Annotated in this window: 21 protein-coding genes; 17 read left to right on the forward strand and 4 right to left on the reverse strand. The window is 58.5% G+C overall.

Translation table 11 applies throughout. From position 1 onward, the window contains the following. Positions 1–237 precede the first annotated feature (237 nt). Positions 238–1,023, forward strand: a complete 786-nt coding sequence (locus tag ABRP88_RS10820; protein WP_349837202.1) for a formate/nitrite transporter family protein — start codon at positions 238–240, stop codon at positions 1,021–1,023. On the opposite strand, the gene fdhD is transcribed toward ABRP88_RS10820, so the two are convergent. Both fdhD and ABRP88_RS10830 read right to left on the reverse strand, forming a co-directional pair. Continuing rightward, positions 1,020–1,838 (reverse strand): formate dehydrogenase accessory sulfurtransferase FdhD, encoded by an 819-nt coding sequence (gene fdhD, locus ABRP88_RS10825; protein ID WP_349837203.1) that lies wholly within the window; start codon positions 1,836–1,838, stop codon positions 1,020–1,022. The two genes, ABRP88_RS10820 and fdhD, sit on opposite strands and share 4 nt — an antisense overlap. Further along, complete coding sequence (locus ABRP88_RS10830; RefSeq protein WP_005276987.1) at positions 1,838–2,086, reverse strand: DUF6457 domain-containing protein; 249 nt, start codon at positions 2,084–2,086, stop codon at positions 1,838–1,840. Before ABRP88_RS10830 ends, fdhD begins: the two co-directional genes overlap by 1 nt. Before the next feature lie 353 nt (positions 2,087–2,439). Between ABRP88_RS10830 and rpsH the strand changes: the two genes are divergently transcribed. From rpsH to rplO, 6 genes are read left to right on the forward strand one after another with little or no spacing between them, the layout of a single operon-like run. Continuing rightward, positions 2,440–2,823, forward strand: a complete 384-nt coding sequence (gene rpsH, locus ABRP88_RS10835; RefSeq protein ID WP_005276990.1) for a 30S ribosomal protein S8 — start codon at positions 2,440–2,442, stop codon at positions 2,821–2,823. A gap of 15 nt (positions 2,824–2,838) precedes the next feature. Next, positions 2,839–3,375 carry a 50S ribosomal protein L6 gene (gene rplF / locus ABRP88_RS10840; RefSeq protein WP_023025203.1) on the forward strand — a complete coding sequence of 179 codons (537 nt, stop codon included), beginning with the start codon at positions 2,839–2,841 and terminating at the stop codon, positions 3,373–3,375. Positions 3,376–3,378: 3 nt separating this feature from the next. Then, a complete protein-coding gene (gene rplR / locus ABRP88_RS10845) occupies positions 3,379–3,780 on the forward strand; it encodes a 50S ribosomal protein L18 (protein ID WP_349837204.1) in 402 nt (133 codons plus the stop codon). Between the two features lie 40 nt (positions 3,781–3,820). After that, on the forward strand, positions 3,821–4,444 hold the full coding sequence (rpsE, locus tag ABRP88_RS10850) for a 30S ribosomal protein S5 (protein ID WP_023025205.1): 624 nt from the start codon (positions 3,821–3,823) through the stop codon (positions 4,442–4,444). 3 nt (positions 4,445–4,447) lie between these two features. Continuing rightward, positions 4,448–4,633 (forward strand): 50S ribosomal protein L30, encoded by a 186-nt coding sequence (rpmD, locus tag ABRP88_RS10855; protein WP_005276997.1) that lies wholly within the window; start codon positions 4,448–4,450, stop codon positions 4,631–4,633. Positions 4,634–4,636: 3 nt separating this feature from the next. Next, a complete protein-coding gene (rplO, locus tag ABRP88_RS10860; RefSeq protein ID WP_005277000.1) occupies positions 4,637–5,083 on the forward strand; it encodes a 50S ribosomal protein L15 in 447 nt (148 codons plus the stop codon). Positions 5,084–5,320: 237 nt separating this feature from the next. On the opposite strand, the gene ABRP88_RS10865 is transcribed toward rplO, so the two are convergent. Further along, positions 5,321–6,823 (reverse strand): FAD-binding oxidoreductase, encoded by a 1,503-nt coding sequence (locus ABRP88_RS10865; protein WP_349837205.1) that lies wholly within the window; start codon positions 6,821–6,823, stop codon positions 5,321–5,323. A gap of 12 nt (positions 6,824–6,835) precedes the next feature. Continuing rightward, positions 6,836–8,143: a class I SAM-dependent methyltransferase gene (locus tag ABRP88_RS10870; RefSeq protein WP_284784399.1), complete on the reverse strand. Its 1,308-nt coding sequence runs from the start codon at positions 8,141–8,143 to the stop codon at positions 6,836–6,838. A 384-nt stretch (positions 8,144–8,527) separates the two neighbouring features. On the opposite strand from ABRP88_RS10870, the gene secY reads away from it, so the two are divergent. The 10 genes from secY (at position 8,528) to rplQ (ending at position 15,819) form a co-directional block, all read left to right on the forward strand. Continuing rightward, entirely contained in the window at positions 8,528–9,853 is a 1,326-nt protein-coding gene (gene secY, locus ABRP88_RS10875; RefSeq protein ID WP_349837206.1) for a preprotein translocase subunit SecY, read from the forward strand. Continuing rightward, positions 9,853–10,398 carry an adenylate kinase gene (locus tag ABRP88_RS10880; protein WP_284770188.1) on the forward strand — a complete coding sequence of 182 codons (546 nt, stop codon included), beginning with the start codon at positions 9,853–9,855 and terminating at the stop codon, positions 10,396–10,398. The genes secY and ABRP88_RS10880 overlap by 1 nt, the downstream gene beginning before the upstream one ends. Further along, entirely contained in the window at positions 10,398–11,192 is a 795-nt protein-coding gene (gene map / locus ABRP88_RS10885) for a type I methionyl aminopeptidase (protein ID WP_349837207.1), read from the forward strand. Before ABRP88_RS10880 ends, map begins: the two co-directional genes overlap by 1 nt. A gap of 66 nt (positions 11,193–11,258) precedes the next feature. Next, a complete protein-coding gene (locus ABRP88_RS10890) occupies positions 11,259–12,050 on the forward strand; it encodes a L,D-transpeptidase (RefSeq protein ID WP_284784404.1) in 792 nt (263 codons plus the stop codon). Positions 12,051–12,309: 259 nt separating this feature from the next. Beyond that, positions 12,310–12,528, forward strand: coding sequence for a translation initiation factor IF-1 (gene infA / locus ABRP88_RS10895; RefSeq protein ID WP_003854422.1), 219 nt, complete (start codon positions 12,310–12,312; stop codon positions 12,526–12,528). 182 nt (positions 12,529–12,710) lie between these two features. After that, the gene (gene rpsM, locus ABRP88_RS10900) at positions 12,711–13,079 is read left to right on the forward strand and encodes a 30S ribosomal protein S13 (RefSeq protein WP_005281309.1); all 369 of its coding nucleotides are present in this window, start codon (positions 12,711–12,713) and stop codon (positions 13,077–13,079) included. A gap of 3 nt (positions 13,080–13,082) precedes the next feature. Then, entirely contained in the window at positions 13,083–13,487 is a 405-nt protein-coding gene (gene rpsK, locus ABRP88_RS10905; RefSeq protein WP_005277076.1) for a 30S ribosomal protein S11, read from the forward strand. Between the two features lie 21 nt (positions 13,488–13,508). Beyond that, positions 13,509–14,114, forward strand: a complete 606-nt coding sequence (rpsD, locus tag ABRP88_RS10910) for a 30S ribosomal protein S4 (RefSeq protein WP_023016758.1) — start codon at positions 13,509–13,511, stop codon at positions 14,112–14,114. Between the two features lie 114 nt (positions 14,115–14,228). Further along, entirely contained in the window at positions 14,229–15,239 is a 1,011-nt protein-coding gene (locus ABRP88_RS10915; protein WP_005277080.1) for a DNA-directed RNA polymerase subunit alpha, read from the forward strand. Positions 15,240–15,306: 67 nt separating this feature from the next. Continuing rightward, positions 15,307–15,819, forward strand: a complete 513-nt coding sequence (gene rplQ / locus ABRP88_RS10920; protein WP_284784405.1) for a 50S ribosomal protein L17 — start codon at positions 15,307–15,309, stop codon at positions 15,817–15,819. Positions 15,820–15,989 lie beyond the last annotated feature (170 nt).

The following is a 15,989-nucleotide window of genomic DNA, read 5'->3' on the forward strand; positions in this document are numbered from 1 at the left end:
ATGGCCGTAGCCTTTCCCGCCCGCTTCGACAAATACCTATAAACCTAGCCCCACACACAAACAACTTGACACGCTCACCTCCGAGGAAAATAGCGAAAATAGAGGCGGGTGAGAATCAAGTTTATAGCAATAAATTCCGATTCCTACCCGTTGAGGCAGCGAATGCACAACGCGCTACGATAATCCGTGGTTCTCTTGTCCGTATAACCACAGCTAAATAAGGAATATAAGAAAACGGTGTCTCTCAACGAAGCTGCCAAGGGTGCATCCCTGAAAAAGGCCGCCCTACTTGATCAATCATTTGCACGATTTTCTGCCCGCGCCATCCTTGCCGGGGTGTATCTGTGCATCGGTACCGTGTTTGCCGGTGTCGTAGGCCAAGCGGTAGAGGGCGTTGCCCCGGGCCTTGGGTCCGTGACATTTGCCCTGTTCTTCGGTTTGGGCCTGTTCGCCATCGTTATCCTCGGTGCGGAGCTGGCCACCGGCAATATGATGTACATGGTCTACGGGGCAATACAGAAGCACTTGTCCTGGGGAAAGGCCTTCTACGTATTGCTTATTACCACGATCTTTAACCTTTTAGGCGCCATCATCTTTGCCGCCGTTATCGGTATGTCCGCCAAGCTTGCCAGCATGGATCCCTCGCACCTGTTGGTCACCATCTCTGAAGGCAAGCTGACCAAATCCCCGCAGGGAATGCTCGTAGAGGGCATGGCTGCAAACTTCGTTGTCAATATGGGCATCGTTGGTGCGGTCTTTGCCAAGGACGTTGTGTCGAAGTTCTTTGTCATCGTCCCGATTATCGGCATTTTCGTGGGCCTGGGCCTGGAGCACGTGATTGCCAATTTCTGCCTCTTTGCGCTTACCTTCTTCGGCAGCGATCCGCTGCCGGCCGCGCTGACAATTGGCAATGTTGCTCTTAACTGGACGCTGGTGTGGATAGGTAACTTCATCGGCGGCGGACTGCTCATCGGCGGGGTATACGCCTGGCTCAATAATGGGCCGGAAGACTACCGCGACTAGGCCAGCGTGCCGGAATAAAGGTTAAAGCGATCGGCGCGGGCAAAGCCCACCAGCGCCATGCCGGTCTCGCGCGCGGTCTCTACGGCCAAGGAGGAAGCGGCGCTGACGGCAACGAGCATGCCAAAACCTGCCATGGCGGCTTTTTGGACCAGCTCGAAACTGGCGCGCGAGCTCATGACCAAAATGAGGTCATCGGCGGGCAGGCGCTCTTCCATGAGCAGGTGCCCAATGACCTTATCGGCGGCGTTGTGCCTGCCTATGTCCTCGCGGATGACCACCGGGTCGCCCTCAAGGGTAAACGCGCCGGCGGCGTGGATTCCGCCGGTCTTGCGGAATTCCTTTTGGGCGGCGCGCAGTTTCTCCGGTAGCTGGACCACCAGCTGTGGGTCCACGGGGATCTGGGGGATGGGGTAGCGAGACTTCTTCGTCAGCGCCTCGATAGACGAGGTACCACACACGCCGCAGGCGGATGTTGTCGTGGTCAGGCGAAGATCGCTCAAGCTCAGCGGCGTGGTCTTTACCAGCTCCAGGTCCAGGAGGTTATAGGTATTCATGCCTTCGACGGTGGCACCGGCGCAGTAGCGGGCAGTGGTGACATCGGAAAGCGCAGCAATATGCCCCTCGGAGTGGAGGAAACCGTGCGCCAATTCGATGTCGTGGCCCGGGGTGCGCATGGTGGTGGTGATGGTCTGCCCGCCCACGCGAATCTCAAGCGGCTCTTCGCCGGCGACGGTATCGGCGCGGGTATCGACCTGCGCGTGCTCGCCTAAGCGGACCTTCGTAACTGCAAAGGTGGCATTCTTGCGTCCGGCCATTACTTCAGCGCCTCCTTGAGGGTTTCGATATTTACCTTGGCTTCTGCCGTGCTTGCCGATGCCAACCCCACCACGAACGCCGTCAACGGTGCTGCCGGCCGCGACTGGGTATGGGCCACGTCCTTGGTTAAATCCAGCAGTTCCCGGGTCAGCGCCGTGGCTTCGTGCGGCTCGAGGTTTAATAGTCGCGCGGCTTCTTCAAGCCATTGGTGGGCGGTGCGGATCGGATCTTCGTTCTCGGTACTCATCTCACTACTCCTCATTCATGTGGCGCTGTATCCGACTGTAATGAATGAAGGGGATTTATTTGGAAAACCGCAGGATATAGCGTAAAGTGTTGCCGCGTCCCTGCGCTACAACCGGTGCACGCGCAAAGCCTTGCGGGTTTTGCGTGCTGAACTGGCAAAACGCAGAGCCGAAAAAGAATTGAACATCAACTTTGTTGTAGGCCCCTCGCCGTTTATAGCGGACCGTTGTCTGAATCAAAGGGTGGCGAGCGCCTTGCGGTATTGACCGTGAGGAGCGTGAGTAGCCCGAAATCACACGGAAAACGCTTTGGTGAGCACGGGAACCGCAACGAGAAAGGTACACGGTCACTCATATGACTATGACTGATCCTATTGCCGACATGCTGTCGCGCGTGCGTAACGCAAGTAACGCACACCACGACGTCGTGTCGATGCCTACCTCCAAGTTGAAGGCAAATATTGCTGACATCTTGAAGCAGGAAGGCTACATCGCTGACTACACCGTTGAGGGCCACACTCTGTCCCTCGAGCTGAAGTACAACAACCGCGAGCGTTCCCTGTCTGGTCTGCGTCGCGTGTCTAAGCCGGGTCTGCGTGTGTATGCAAAGTCCACCGAACTGCCACAGGTCTTGGGCGGCCTGGGCGTGGCTATCATTTCCACGTCCCACGGTGTGCTGACTGACCGTCAGGCTGAGGAGAAGGGCGTAGGCGGAGAAGTTCTCGCCTACGTCTGGTAAAGGGAGGTTTGACACATGTCTCGAGTCGGTCTAGCACCGATCGCCGTACCAAACGGCGTCGAAATCAACATCAACGGCCAAGACGTTGAGGTCAAGGGGCCTAAGGGTACCCAGAGCGTAAACGTTCCGGATCCGATCACCATCAACGTGGAAGACGGTATCTTGACCGTTTCCCGCCCTGATGATCACCGCAAGCACCGTGCACTGCACGGTCTGTCCCGTTCGCTGCTCAACAGCGCCGTCATTGGCGTGACCGAGGGCTTCACCATCAAGATGGAAATCTTTGGTGTCGGCTACCGTGTGCAGCAAAAGGGCCAGGACCTGGAATTCAGCCTGGGTTATTCCCACCCGGTCCTCATCAAGGCTCCGGAGGGAATCACCTTCGCAGTGGACGGCAACACCAAGCTGTCCATTACCGGTATTGACAAGCAACTAGTCGGACAGATCGCCGCTAATATCCGTCGCCTGCGTAAGGACGATCCTTATAAGGGCAAGGGTATTCGCTACGAAGGCGAGCAGATCCGTCGCAAGGTCGGAAAGACGGGTAAGTAAGCAATGGCAAACACTGAAAACACGAAGCGCACTCCAGTCGGCAAGGACATTTCTTCTCGTCGTCGCGAAGCACGCGCACGCCGCCACTTCCGTATCCGTAAGACCCTGCGTGGCACCCCTGAGTCCCCGCGCTTGGTCCTTCACCGCTCTTCGCGCCACATGCACGTCCAGGTCATCGATGACCTGGCAGGCCACACCCTGGTTTCCGCATCCTCCATGGAAGCGGACATCCGTGCACTCGAGGGCGATAAGAAGGCAAAGGCTGCCAAGGTGGGCGAACTGATTGCTGAGCGCGCCAAGGCCGCTGGCATTGAGCAGGTCGTCTTTGACCGCGCAGGCTACAAGTACCACGGCCGCGTCGCTGCGCTGGCAGACGCCGCACGTGAAGGTGGTCTGAAGTTCTAATGATCATCGTCAACGGAAACATCAACGGAAGGATCGCGTAATGTCGGACCGTGAACAGCGTGACGGCGGACGCTCCGCCGAGAACAACAAGAACAACCGCGGCGGCAACGGCCGTCGCAACGATCGTCGTAACCAGCAGGACAACGAGCGCGATAAGTACATCGAGCGCGTTGTGACCATCAACCGCGTCTCCAAGACCGTTAAGGGTGGCCGCAACATGTCCTTCACCGCTCTCGTCGTCGTTGGTGACGGCCAGGGTCAGGTAGGCGTTGGCTACGGCAAGGCTAAGGAAGTTCCGGCTGCAATCCAGAAGGGTGCAGAAGAGGCTCGCAAGAACTTCTTCCGCGTACCTATGGTTGCCGGCACCATCACCCACCCGGTAGAGGGTCGCGACGCAGCGGGCATCGTCATGATGAAGCCTGCCGCTCCTGGTACTGGTGTCATCGCCGGCGGTGCTGCTCGTCCGGTGCTTGAATGCGCTGGCGTGCAGGACATTCTGTCGAAGTCCCTGGGCTCCGACAATGCACTCAACGTCGTCCGCGCTACCGTGGACGGCCTCAAGCAGCTGGTTCGCCCCGAAGAGGTTGCCGCACGCCGTGGCAAGTCCCTCGAAGAGGTCACCCCGGCCCGTATGCTGCGCAAGCGCGCAGGTCAGGAGGCATAAACAATGGCTCTGAAGATTACACAGGTAAAGGGCCTGGTGGGCACCAAGCCGAACCACCGCAAGAACATTGAGGCTCTGGGCCTCAAGCGCATCGGTCAGTCCGTAGTTAAGCAGGACACCCCGATCATCCGCGGCATGGTTCACAAGGTTCGCCACCTGGTCACCGTCGAAGAAGTGGCAGGGGAGTAAACCATGGCTGATATCATCAAGCTGCACGACCTGCGCCCAACCGCAGGAGCAAATAAGCCCAAGACCCGCGTTGGCCGCGGTGAGGCATCCAAGGGTAAGACCGCTGGTCGCGGTACCAAGGGTACCGGCGCTCGTAAGCAGGTTCCCGCTGCTTTCGAGGGTGGACAGATGCCCATCCACATGCGTCTGCCTAAGCTCAAGGGATTCAAGAACCCGAACCACGTTGAGTACCAGGTTGTTAACGTGGCTGACTTGGCCGAGAAGTTTGCCGATGGCGGCGACATCACCGTCGCTGACATCGCAGCTGCTGGCCTGGTCCGCGCTAACCAGCCGGTCAAGGTTCTGGGCAGCGGCGACATCAACGTTAAGTTGAACGTCACCGCAGACAAGTTCTCCAAGTCCGCTGTAGAAAAGATTGAGGCTGCTGGCGGTTCCGCCAACACCAAGTAATCTGGACTAGAGAATAGCTACACCCCCTTTCCTTGCACCTAGCGTGTGGGGCGAGGGGGTGTAGTCGATCTCTGCCGCTGTCATCTCGGCCGGATAACGCGAAGACCGCGCAGGTAGCCCATATCCAAATAGTTGCCTGCGCGCGCCGTGGAATCAGCTCGAGATCGTATTCAAGATATAGAAGAAGGGTGGAACGCTCGTGAAAGCGTTCCACCCTTCAGTGATTGTGGGACCGTCCTAAGCCTCGTCCACGGTCTTTTCAAAGAGTCCGGGGAAGCGGTCGTCCGGGTCCGTTACCGCCTTGATGGCATCCGGGAGCTTTCCGCCATAGAGCTCCTCGAACCTCTCGCGGGAGTAGAAGGCCTCGGAATACAGCGACTTGTGGCCGCCCAAGTCATTGACCTTTTCTTCAATGACACGGTTGAATGCGCCATTGCCGGGGGCACTGGGATCGACGTGATCGCCATCCACGCCGGACCAGAAGCCGACGTTGACCCACGTCTTTCCGGGACGCAGCGGATACAGCGGCCAGGGGTCCTTGGCCTCGGCGGCAATATCGCCGGTGCCCACGAGCTCGCCCACGCCATCGCGCAGGCGGATGGGGCACAGCCACACAGGCTGGATATCGGAGGCTTGGAAGAACCAGTGGAGAAACTCCGGAAGGTTTTCCGGGGTGACCTCAATATCTTGCACGACGCGCTCAGCGCGCGGCTTGCCGTGCGGCTTTTTGATGAAGTTGTACTCCAACTCGTACTTGCGGTCCAAGCGCACCAGCTTCCAATAGAAGGAGCTGCGGCGCAGCTCGCGCGGCCATACCTTGCGGACCTTGGGGTTCTGGGCGCCAAACGCGCGCGAGCACCAGAACCAGTCAGTATCCCAGCGCCAGATATAGTCGCGGATGGTAAGACGGTCGCGCCGCATGCCTTGGGCGTGCTGCAGGCTGCGGTAGTAGATCTTATCCCGCGTGTAATCGGAGGTAGGGCCCTCCTCATCGGTAAAGCGGGCGAAGACGAGGTAAGCCTCGTCCTCAGAAAAGACCACGCCGTCCAGCCCATCGACGATCTCACCCTCGTGGGTGTGGTGAACGGAGACATCGGCAAGCACGCGGCTCGCCTCTTCTACCGAGTGGAAGCGCTGCTCGCGCAGCTCCACGTAGGGAGGCACGGGCTCGAGCTCAATCTTGAGGCGTACCGCGTAGCCCAAAGAACCATAGGAATTGGGAAAGAGGCGGAAGAGATCGACGTTCTCCTCGCGTGAGCAGGTTAGGATCTCGCCGGTGCCGGTGAGGATATCCATCTCGATGACGGACTCGTGCGGTAGACCGTTGCGGAAGCTGGTGGACTCCACGCCCATGCCGGTCACAGCGCCACCTAGGGTGATGGTCTTCAGCTGCGGCACTACAAACGGCATGAGGCCGTGCGCCAGGGTGGCATCGACCAAATCCTCGTAGGTGCACATACCCTGCACATCGGCGGTTCGGGCGAGGGGATCGATTTCGATGACCCCGCCCAATCCGGAGACATCGAGGCCTACCTGATTCTCGCTGCGGCCGCGGAAGAGGTTAGAGGTCTTCTTGGCCAGGCGCACGCGCTTGCCAGCGGGAACCTCGCGGAAGCTGCGTAGCAGGGTGTCTACGCCTGCGCGGTGGGCCTGCCAGCCCACGGGCTCGATGCGCACGGCGTCGACTGGGCGCGGTTGCAGGGCAGAAACGCGCTCGCGCAATTGATCCAAAAGGGTCATAGTAGGCTCCTTTTAAAAGCGGCTGTCTTCCCACCACCGGCGCTCAGGCACGCCGGCGCGGGAGCCGGCCTCACCGAGCTTGATACCCAAGAAGTGGTAGAGGTTAATGATATTGCGCTCGAAGCCCCACTCCGAGCCGGCCATGTAGATGCCGTAGAGGCGGGCGGTGGGCAGGCCGACCAGATCGCAGGCCTCTTCCCAGTTTTCCTTCAAGTTCTCGCACCATTCGTGCAGGGTGCGCATGTAATCAAAGCGCAGGGACTCGGTGTGGAAGACCTCGAAGCCATTGTCCTGCATGGCCTTGGTGACGTTGCCTGAGCCGGTGAGCTCGCCATCGGGGAAGATGTAGCGGTCAATGAACCCGCCCTTGGGCGTCTTGTGGTTATCCGGGTAGGTGATGTTGTGATTCAACATCAGCCCGCCGACCTTGAGCTTGCTGTACATGAACTTGAAGAAGTCATTGTAGTTCTGGACGCCGATGTGCTCGATGATGCCGATGGCGGAGATGGCATCGAAGCCTTCTTCTTTGACATCGCGGTAGTCCATGAAGCGGACCTCGGCCAGATCCTGCAGGCCTTCTTCTTCGATCTTCTTTTGGCCCCATTCGGCCTGCTCTTGCGACAAGGTCACGCCGATGGATTTCACGCCGCGGCGTGCAGCGTAGCGCACCATGCCGCCCCAGCCACAGCCCACGTCCAGGTGGGTGTCACCTTCCTTTAGCCGCAGCTTGTCAAAGATGAGCCGGTACTTGTTTTCCTGCGCTTCCTCCAAAGTGGCATCCGGGGTGGGGAAGTAGGCGCAGGTATAAGTCATGGAATCGCCCAAGAAGAGCTCGTAGAAGTCATTGCCCACGTCGTAGTGATCAGAAATGACGTCGGCATCGCGCTCCTTGGAGTGCTTAGACAGGCCATCGTGGAGCTTACGGCGCAGCCAAGAGGCGCGCTCTACCTCAGGCACCGGCTGGATGTGGAAGGCGCCCATGGAAGCCAGCGAACGAATTACGCGCGCCATGTCCTTAGCACTGGGCTTTTCGAACTTGTCATACATGGCGTGCAGGGCGTTGAAGATGCCGTACGGGTGGGCAGGGTGCTCACCTTCTACAGAGATGCCATCAGTGACATAGGCGCGGGCAAATCCGACGTCGCCTGGGTGAGTGGCGATATAGGCAAGTCCGCCGAGGCTATTGATGGTGACCTTGTACTCGGCATCGGCAGGGCCGGTAGCCGAGCCATCAAAAGCCTCCCAGCGGAAGGGGTTGGGACTAGGGATGAAGACGTCGATGATCTCAGCAACGGTCATCGGCGTGAATTTTTTGCTCATTCAGAGTTCTTTCGCAAAGTTGGGTTCACACCAATAACGATCTTGGTGTTCAGGGATAGCAACGCCGAAATATTACGGGTAAAAAATTGCGCGGGGCAATAATTAACATGGTAAACCCCTAGTGGAATAAGCGCGAAAGAAAAGGCAATCATTGTCACATAATGCGGGTTAGATGTGGCGCGCAGTTATTTGGCTGGTAGGGTTATGGGGTCAAAAGTGTTCCACCGTTCCTTTGGGACTCCTTGTCTTTACCTCTTAACGCCGAGTGGGAAAGACGCGGAGCCCTGAGGGGGCCAACGAGTGTCCACCTCCGTGTGTTGCTGCAATAAGAATCCTGAAGATTCGCGCGTGGCAGTGACAGCGGTAGGCTAGGAGGATTTTGTAGTGTCCGCCATTTTGCAGGCTTTTAAGGATGCCGACCTACGCAAGAAGATCGTCTTCACCATCGTGATGATCATTGCGTACCGCATCGGTGCACAGATCCCGTCGCCGGGTGTAGATTACGCGTCAATTGCAGGACGCCTGCGTCAGCTGACAGAAGAATCCGGAGACCTGTACTCCGTGATTAACCTGTTTTCTGGTGGCGCCTTATTGCAGCTGTCGATCTTCGCCATCGGCATCATGCCCTACATTACGGCTTCCATCATCGTGCAGCTGCTGACCGTGGTCATCCCGCGCTTTGAGCAACTGAAGAAGGAAGGCCAGTCTGGGCAGGCGAAAATGACCCAGTACACCCGCTACCTCACGCTCGCCTTGGCGCTGCTGCAATCCTCCGGCATCGTCGCATTGGCGGATCGCGAGCAGCTCCTGGGCCAGGGCGTGCCGGTCTTGGCGGAAGACCGCAACTTCTTCACCCTGATCCTGCTTGTGGTGACGATGACCTCCGGCGCCGTCCTCGTGATGTGGATGGGTGAATTGATTACGGAAAAGGGCATCGGCAACGGTATGTCCCTGCTCATTTTCGCCGGTATTGCTACGCGCCTGCCTACCGATGGCATGAACATCCTGCAAAACAACGGTGGCATGGTCTTTGCCATGGTGCTGGCCGGTCTCATTGTTCTGGTCGTCGGCATTACCTTCATCGAGCAGGGCCAGCGCCGCATTCCGGTGCAGTACGCCAAGCGCATGGTGGGACGACGCCAGTACGGTGGTTCTTCCACCTACCTGCCGCTCAAGGTCAACCAGGCCGGCGTTATCCCGGTCATCTTCGCCTCCTCGCTTATTTACATGCCGGTGCTGATTACGCAGATCGTTAACTCCAGCTCCGTGCACACTCCGGATAACTGGTGGCAGCGCAACGTTATTGCGCACCTGCAGGCGCCGTCGTCCTGGCAGTACATCGTCTTGTACTTCCTGCTGACCATCTTCTTCGCGTACTTCTACGTCTCGGTGCAGTACGACCCCGCTGAGCAAGCCGATAACATGAAGAAGTACGGTGGCTTCATCCCCGGCATCCGCCCGGGCCGCCCCACCGCGGAGTACCTCGGCTTTGTCATGAACCGCCTGCTGAGCGTCGGCGCCCTGTACTTGGCGTTGATCGCCATCCTGCCGAATATCCTGCTGGACCTCGGCGTTGGCCACTCTTCCGCCGCCGGCACTTCCGCCTTTGGTGGTACCGCCATCTTGATTATGGTCTCCGTTGCGTTGACCACGGTCAAGCAAATTGAATCCCAACTTCTCCAATCCAACTACGAAGGACTACTAAAATAATGCGTCTTGTACTTCTCGGCCCTCCTGGTGCTGGCAAAGGCACCCAAGCGGCAATCCTGAGCGAAAAGCTCGGCGTCCCGCACATCTCCACCGGCGATCTCTTCCGTGCCAATATCGGCGATGGAACTCCTCTCGGTATTGAGGCGAAGTCCTATATTGATGCCGGCAAGCTCGTGCCTACCGATGTCACCGCGCGCATGGTGGAAGAGCGCCTCAGCCAAGATGACGCCAAGAACGGCTTCCTCTTGGACGGTTTCCCGCGCACTACCGAGCAGGCAGACATCTTGGAAGAGCTGTTGTCCAAGAAGGGCGAAAAGCTCGACGGCGTATTGAACTTCGAGGTTTCTGAAGACGTCGTTGTTGAGCGCATGATGGCCCGCGGCCGCGCCGATGATAACGAGGAAACCATCCGCACCCGCCTTGGCGTCTACCGCGATGAGACCTTCCCGCTCATCGAGCACTACGGCGATGCCATCATCCCCATTAAGGCAGAAGGCTCCGTCGAAGAGATCAACGCCCGCGCCATGGAAGCGCTGGGCAAGTAATGGCTTTTCGGCGCCGCACCAAGCGCATCCCCGCCCGCACCGCAGGCGAGCTGGATGCCATGCAGGCGGCTGGCGAGATCGTCGGCAAGGCGCTGCAAGCAGTTCGCGCCGCCGCGGCGCCGGGAGTGAGCACGCTGGAGCTCGATGCGGTGGCGGAACAGACCATCCGCGATGCCGGTGCCACCCCTACCTTTAAGGGCTACGAGGGCTTTCCGGGCTCCATCTGTTCCTCCGTTAATGATGTCATCGTGCACGGCATCCCCGATGCTAAAACAGTGCTTGCCGATGGCGACCTCCTCTCCATCGACTGCGGTGCCACCCTCGATGGGTGGGTAGGAGATAGCGCGTGGTCCTTTCCCATCGGTGAACCGGACCCGGACGTTGCGGCGCTGAACGCGGCGACCGAGTGGGTGCTCATGGAAGGACTCCAAGCGATGGTCCCGGGCAACCGCCTCACAGATGTCTCCCACGCCTTGGAACAGGCAACCTACCGCGCCGAAGATAAGTTTGGCGTATCCCTCTATATCGTGGACGGTTATGGCGGCCATGGAATTGGCCGGACCATGCACGAAGAACCCTATTTGGAAAGTGAGGGAAAGCCTGGCCGCGGGCCCCTCATTCAGGAAGGCTCTGTGCTAGCCATCGAACCCATGCTCACACTAGGCACCGTCGATAGTGCGGTGCTGGAAGATGATTGGACGGTGGTCACGCTGGATGGCTCGACTGCCGCCCACTGGGAGCATACGGTAGCCGCTACGGCGGACGGCCCCCGCATTCTCACTAGGCGCTCCTGATAAACATTCCTAGAAATCGCCTCTTAAACTAGGCGATAATCCCCTGAAAGGTTTATACTCACCACTATGTCTAAATTCAGCCTCCGCAAGTTAAGTGCCACCGTTGCTGCACCAGCAGTGGCTGGTGTCATGGCATTGAGCACCATTGCCGGCGCCCCGGCAGCTTCTGCTCAGCAACTCCCTAATCTTGATCAGCTCACCGCGCATGCCCAGCAGCAGGTTGATAACTTCCAGGGCCAGACCCGTGACCAGGCATGGCAGACCCGCACTGACATCCTGGACCAGGCTGAGAAGTACGCCCCAGAATTGGCGCCGAATGTGCAGTCCGCAGTGGACAGCGCACTGGAGTTCCTTTTCCCGGGCCTCGTAGCGCAGAAGAACGAGGAAGCACGCCAAGCTCGCGAGGAGGCTGAGCGTGCACACGCACAGCAGATTGCGGAAGAAAAGGCGAAGGCTGAAGAAGCGGCACGCCGTGCGGAGGAGCAGCGCCGCGCCAACGAATTCGACCGCGGCTCCTGCCCAGCAGACGCCAAGATCTGCGTCGACCTTGATGGCCGCCGCACCTGGCTGCAGGAAGGCGGCGATGTTTCCTACATTTCCCCATCCATGTCCGCTGGCATGGTGGGCGAGGAAACCCCGCGCGGTACCTTCCACGTCAACCGCAAGGTGAAGGACGAAATCTCCCGCGAGTTCAACAACGCGCCGATGCCGTACTCCATCTACTTCACCAACAACGGCCACGCTTTCCACTTGGACAACACCAATGTTGACTCCAACGGTTGCGTCCACCTGCCGTACGATGCAGCGGTTCGCTACTGGAATGATGTCCAGATTGGTGACAAGGTTTACATCTACTAATTCGGTGTAGTTCACCGCGTGAGTGCACCCCGCCCTCGTGCTTAGTTCCGAAAGCTGGAACCGAGTACGAGGGTATTTTTAGTTTTCTGCTGCAGGTTGGGAAATTAGGAAAGTGCGTGCGGTTTGGAAATCGTGTCACTGCAGCGTATGCTGGTTTGACGGTGTATAGCGCCAGTAGGTCTGGTTGGCTTGCACCACCGCAGTAGACAACAAACATGCAGGTGACAGGTACTTGTCTGCCACCAGAAAAGTAGAGGTTATGGCTAAGGAAGGCGCAATTGAGGTAGAGGGTCGCATCGTCGAGCCTTTGCCAAACGCAATGTTCCGTGTCGAGCTCGACAATGGGCACAAGGTTCTTGCACACATTTCCGGTAAGATGCGTCAGCACTACATCCGCATCCTCCCGGAGGATCGCGTCGTCGTAGAGCTGTCTCCTTATGACCTGACCCGCGGACGCATCGTCTACCGCTACAAGTAAACACAGTCAGCCTCCTCACCCAAGGGCGAAGCACGGCTTTGTCCTGTACACCTCAGGCTACGGTGGCCTGAGCCCGCACTGGTAAGCAACCCAAGGATTCCCGGCACGGTCCGGGCGAAGCGTTGCATGGAACGGGACGGATGGGGAGAAAACCGCCGTAACAACCCGAAAGGACACGCCTTATGGCACGTCTAGCTGGTGTTGACCTCCCACGCAATAAGCGTATGGAGGTCGCTCTCACCTACATCTACGGCATCGGTCCAACCCGTGCCAAGGAATTGCTAGAAAAGACTGGCATTTCTCCTGACCTGCGCACCGACAACCTGGAAGATGAACAGGTTTCGGCACTGCGTGACGCAATTGAAGGCTCCTGGAAGGTAGAGGGTGACCTCCGCCGCCAGGTTCAGGCTGATATTCGTCGCAAGATTGAAATCGGAAGCTACAAGGGTCTGCGCCACCGTCGCGGTCTGCCGGTACGCGGTCAGCGTACGAAGACCAACGCGCGTACTCGTAAGGGCCCGAAGAAGACGATCGCAGGAAAGAAGAAGTAGTTCATGCCTCCAAAGACTCGTTCCGGCGCACGCCGTTCCGGCCGTCGCGTCGTCAAGAAGAATGTGGCTCTGGGCCACGCATACATCAAGTCCACCTTCAACAACACCATCGTCTCGATCACCGATCAGACCGGTGCTGTTATCTCCTGGGCATCCTCTGGCCACGTTGGCTTCAAGGGTTCCCGTAAGTCCACTCCGTTCGCTGCGCAGATGGCCGCTGAAAGCGCCGCACGCAAGGCAATGGACCACGGCATGAAGAAGGTTGACGTATTCGTTAAGGGTCCGGGCTCCGGCCGCGAGACCGCCATCCGTTCCCTGCAGGCTGCAGGCCTCGAGGTTTCCTCGATCACGGATGCAACTCCACAGCCGCACAACGGCTGCCGTCCGACCAAGCGTCGCAAGGTTTAAGGGAAGGAAAGAGGTAAGAAAATGGCTCGTTACACTGGCCCCGCTACCCGCGTATCCCGCCGTCTTCGCGTCGACTTGGTCGGCGGAGACATGGCATTCGAGCGCCGCCCGTACCCTCCGGGACAGGCTGGCCGCAACCGCATCAAGGAATCTGAGTACCTGCTGCAGCTCCAGGAGAAGCAGAAGGCAAAGTACACCTACGGTGTGCTGGAGCGTCAGTTCCGCCGCTACTACACCGAGGCTAACCGCCTCCCAGGCAAGACCGGTGACAACCTGGTCATCCTTCTGGAAACCCGCCTGGACAACGTAGTCTACCGCGCAGGTCTGGCACGCACCCGCCGCCAGGCTCGCCAGCTCGTTTCCCACGGTCACTTCACCGTGAACGGCAAGAACATCAACATCCCGTCCTACCGGGTTACGCAGTACGACATCATCGATGTCCGCCCGCGTTCCCAGAAGATGGAATGGTTCGAAGACGCTCAGGACGCTCTTATCGATGCCAACGTACCGGCATGGTTGCAGGTCGTTCCTGATACGCTGCGCATCCTCGTGCACCAGTTGCCCGAGCGCGCTCAGATCGACATTCCGCTGCAAGAGCAGCTCATCGTCGAGCTTTACTCGAAGTAAACTGTTATACCGCACGGGCCTTCAAGGCCACGCGGTCCATCAGGAATCTTCAACCTCAAGATTTTTACCCCCTCTACCGGCGTCAAATAGCGGTCGCCGAAAAGGAGAATTGCAATGCTCATTTCCCAGCGTCCTCAGCTCACCGAGGAATTCATCGACTCGTCTCGTTCGAAGTTCGTCATCGAACCGCTCGAGCCGGGCTTTGGCTACACCCTCGGTAACTCGCTGCGTCGCACCCTGCTGTCGTCCATCCCAGGCGCAGCGGTAACCTCCATCAAGATTGATGGTGTGCTCCACGAGTTCACCACCATCAACGGTGTGAAGGAAGACGTTTCCGAGATCATCTTGAACATCAAGAGCATGGTCCTGTCCTCCGACTCCGATGAGCCGGTGGTTATGTACCTGAGCAAGGAAGGCCCTGGTGATGTCACCGCGGGCGATATCCAGCCGCCGGCTGGCGTGGAGATCCACAACCCGGATCTGCACATCGCCTCGCTGAATGACACCGCTAAGCTGGACATTGAGCTCGTCGTCGAGCGCGGCCGTGGCTACGTCCCGGCTGCCGCAACCTCTGGGGAAATCGGCCGTATTCCAATCGATCAGATTTACTCCCCAGTGCTGAAGGTCTCCTACAAGGTCGAAGCTACTCGTGTTGAGCAGCGCACCGACTTTGACAAGCTGACCATCGACGTCGAAACCAAGAACTCGATTTCCGCCCGTGACGCCCTGGCTTCTGCCGGCGGCACCTTGGTCGAACTCTTCGGCCTGGCACGCGAGCTGAACAACGCAGCCGAAGGCATCGAGATTGGTCCCTCCCCGCAGGAGACCGAGTACATCGCCGCCTACGGCATGCCTATCGAGGACTTGAACTTCTCCGTTCGCTCCTACAACTGCCTGAAGCGTCAGGAAATCCACACCGTCGGCGAGCTTGCAGAATGCACCGAGTCCGACCTGCTGGATATCCGCAACTTCGGTCAGAAGTCGATTAATGAGGTAAAGATCAAGCTGGCTAACTTGGGCCTTGCTCTGAAGGACACCCCTGAGGACTTCGACCCCACCCAGCTCGAGGGCTACGACGCAGAAACCGGCGACTTCAAGGACCCGGCTGCGGACGATTCCGAGTAAAGAATCACCCTGAACTGCGGCACTCGTTGCCGCGCGCTCAACTTTTACCGCACACGAGGAGTAAACAATGCCTACCCCGAAGAAGGGTGCCCGTCTCGGTGGCTCCGCCAAGCAGCAAGCTCACATGCTGAGCAACTTGGCAGCTAGCCTGATCGAGCACGGCGCCATCAAGACCACCGATGCCAAGGCGAAGGTTCTTCGCCCGTACGTCGAAAAGATCATCACCAAGGCTAAGTCCGGCACCATTGCTGACCGCCGCGCAGTGCTGAAGCTCATCCCGCGCAAGGATGTTGTTTCCCACCTGTTCGACGAGGTTGGACCTAAGTTTGAGAACCGTGAGGGTGGCTACACCCGCACGATCAAGCTGGACAACCGCTCCGGTGACAACGCCCCGATGTCCCAGATCTCCCTCGTTCTTGAGGAGACCGTGACCTCCGAGGCAAACCGCGCTACCCGCGCTGCCGCTTCCAAGGCCGCTGAGGCTGAAGAAGCTCAGGCAGACGAGGCTGCGGAGACCGAAGCTCCGGCCGAGGACACCGCTGCTGAGAACACCTCTGCTGAGGAGTCCGAGGAGAAGTAATCTCCCTCGGCTACTGAATTCGCGCAGGCCCTAACGCCCTGCGTGGATTGCAGTTCCTACTCGCAGAAGTAGCGCATAATCGCCGCCTTCCCATTTTCTTTACGAAGAGACAGGGGAGGCGGCTTTTGTCGTTTTGGACTTGGAGCCTCAGGTACTTGGTCCCACTCCGT

Origin of the sequence: Corynebacterium sp. KPL2734 (assembly GCF_040225595.1) — a bacterium.
GTDB classification, from domain to species: Bacteria; Actinomycetota; Actinomycetes; order Mycobacteriales; family Mycobacteriaceae; genus Corynebacterium; species Corynebacterium rhinophilum.

Bases quoted from the DNA above. Each gene is read 5' to 3' on its own strand.
- fdhD (WP_349837203.1), bottom strand. From the start codon at position 1,838: ATGGCCGGACGCAAGAATGCCACCTTTGCAGTTACGAAGGTCCGCTTA.
- ABRP88_RS10830 (WP_005276987.1), bottom strand. From the start codon at position 2,086: ATGAGTACCGAGAACGAAGATCCGATCCGCACCGCCCACCAATGGCTT.
- rpsH (WP_005276990.1), top strand. From the start codon at position 2,440: ATGACTATGACTGATCCTATTGCCGACATGCTGTCGCGCGTGCGTAAC.
- rplF (WP_023025203.1), top strand. From the start codon at position 2,839: ATGTCTCGAGTCGGTCTAGCACCGATCGCCGTACCAAACGGCGTCGAA.
- rplR (WP_349837204.1), top strand. From the start codon at position 3,379: ATGGCAAACACTGAAAACACGAAGCGCACTCCAGTCGGCAAGGACATT.
- rpsE (WP_023025205.1), top strand. From the start codon at position 3,821: ATGTCGGACCGTGAACAGCGTGACGGCGGACGCTCCGCCGAGAACAAC.
- rpmD (WP_005276997.1), top strand. From the start codon at position 4,448: ATGGCTCTGAAGATTACACAGGTAAAGGGCCTGGTGGGCACCAAGCCG.
- rplO (WP_005277000.1), top strand. From the start codon at position 4,637: ATGGCTGATATCATCAAGCTGCACGACCTGCGCCCAACCGCAGGAGCA.
- ABRP88_RS10865 (WP_349837205.1), bottom strand. From the start codon at position 6,823: ATGACCCTTTTGGATCAATTGCGCGAGCGCGTTTCTGCCCTGCAACCG.
- ABRP88_RS10870 (WP_284784399.1), bottom strand. From the start codon at position 8,143: ATGAGCAAAAAATTCACGCCGATGACCGTTGCTGAGATCATCGACGTC.
- ABRP88_RS10880 (WP_284770188.1), top strand. From the start codon at position 9,853: ATGCGTCTTGTACTTCTCGGCCCTCCTGGTGCTGGCAAAGGCACCCAA.
- map (WP_349837207.1), top strand. From the start codon at position 10,398: ATGGCTTTTCGGCGCCGCACCAAGCGCATCCCCGCCCGCACCGCAGGC.
- ABRP88_RS10890 (WP_284784404.1), top strand. From the start codon at position 11,259: ATGTCTAAATTCAGCCTCCGCAAGTTAAGTGCCACCGTTGCTGCACCA.
- infA (WP_003854422.1), top strand. From the start codon at position 12,310: ATGGCTAAGGAAGGCGCAATTGAGGTAGAGGGTCGCATCGTCGAGCCT.
- rpsM (WP_005281309.1), top strand. From the start codon at position 12,711: ATGGCACGTCTAGCTGGTGTTGACCTCCCACGCAATAAGCGTATGGAG.
- rpsK (WP_005277076.1), top strand. From the start codon at position 13,083: ATGCCTCCAAAGACTCGTTCCGGCGCACGCCGTTCCGGCCGTCGCGTC.
- rpsD (WP_023016758.1), top strand. From the start codon at position 13,509: ATGGCTCGTTACACTGGCCCCGCTACCCGCGTATCCCGCCGTCTTCGC.
- ABRP88_RS10915 (WP_005277080.1), top strand. From the start codon at position 14,229: ATGCTCATTTCCCAGCGTCCTCAGCTCACCGAGGAATTCATCGACTCG.
- rplQ (WP_284784405.1), top strand. From the start codon at position 15,307: ATGCCTACCCCGAAGAAGGGTGCCCGTCTCGGTGGCTCCGCCAAGCAG.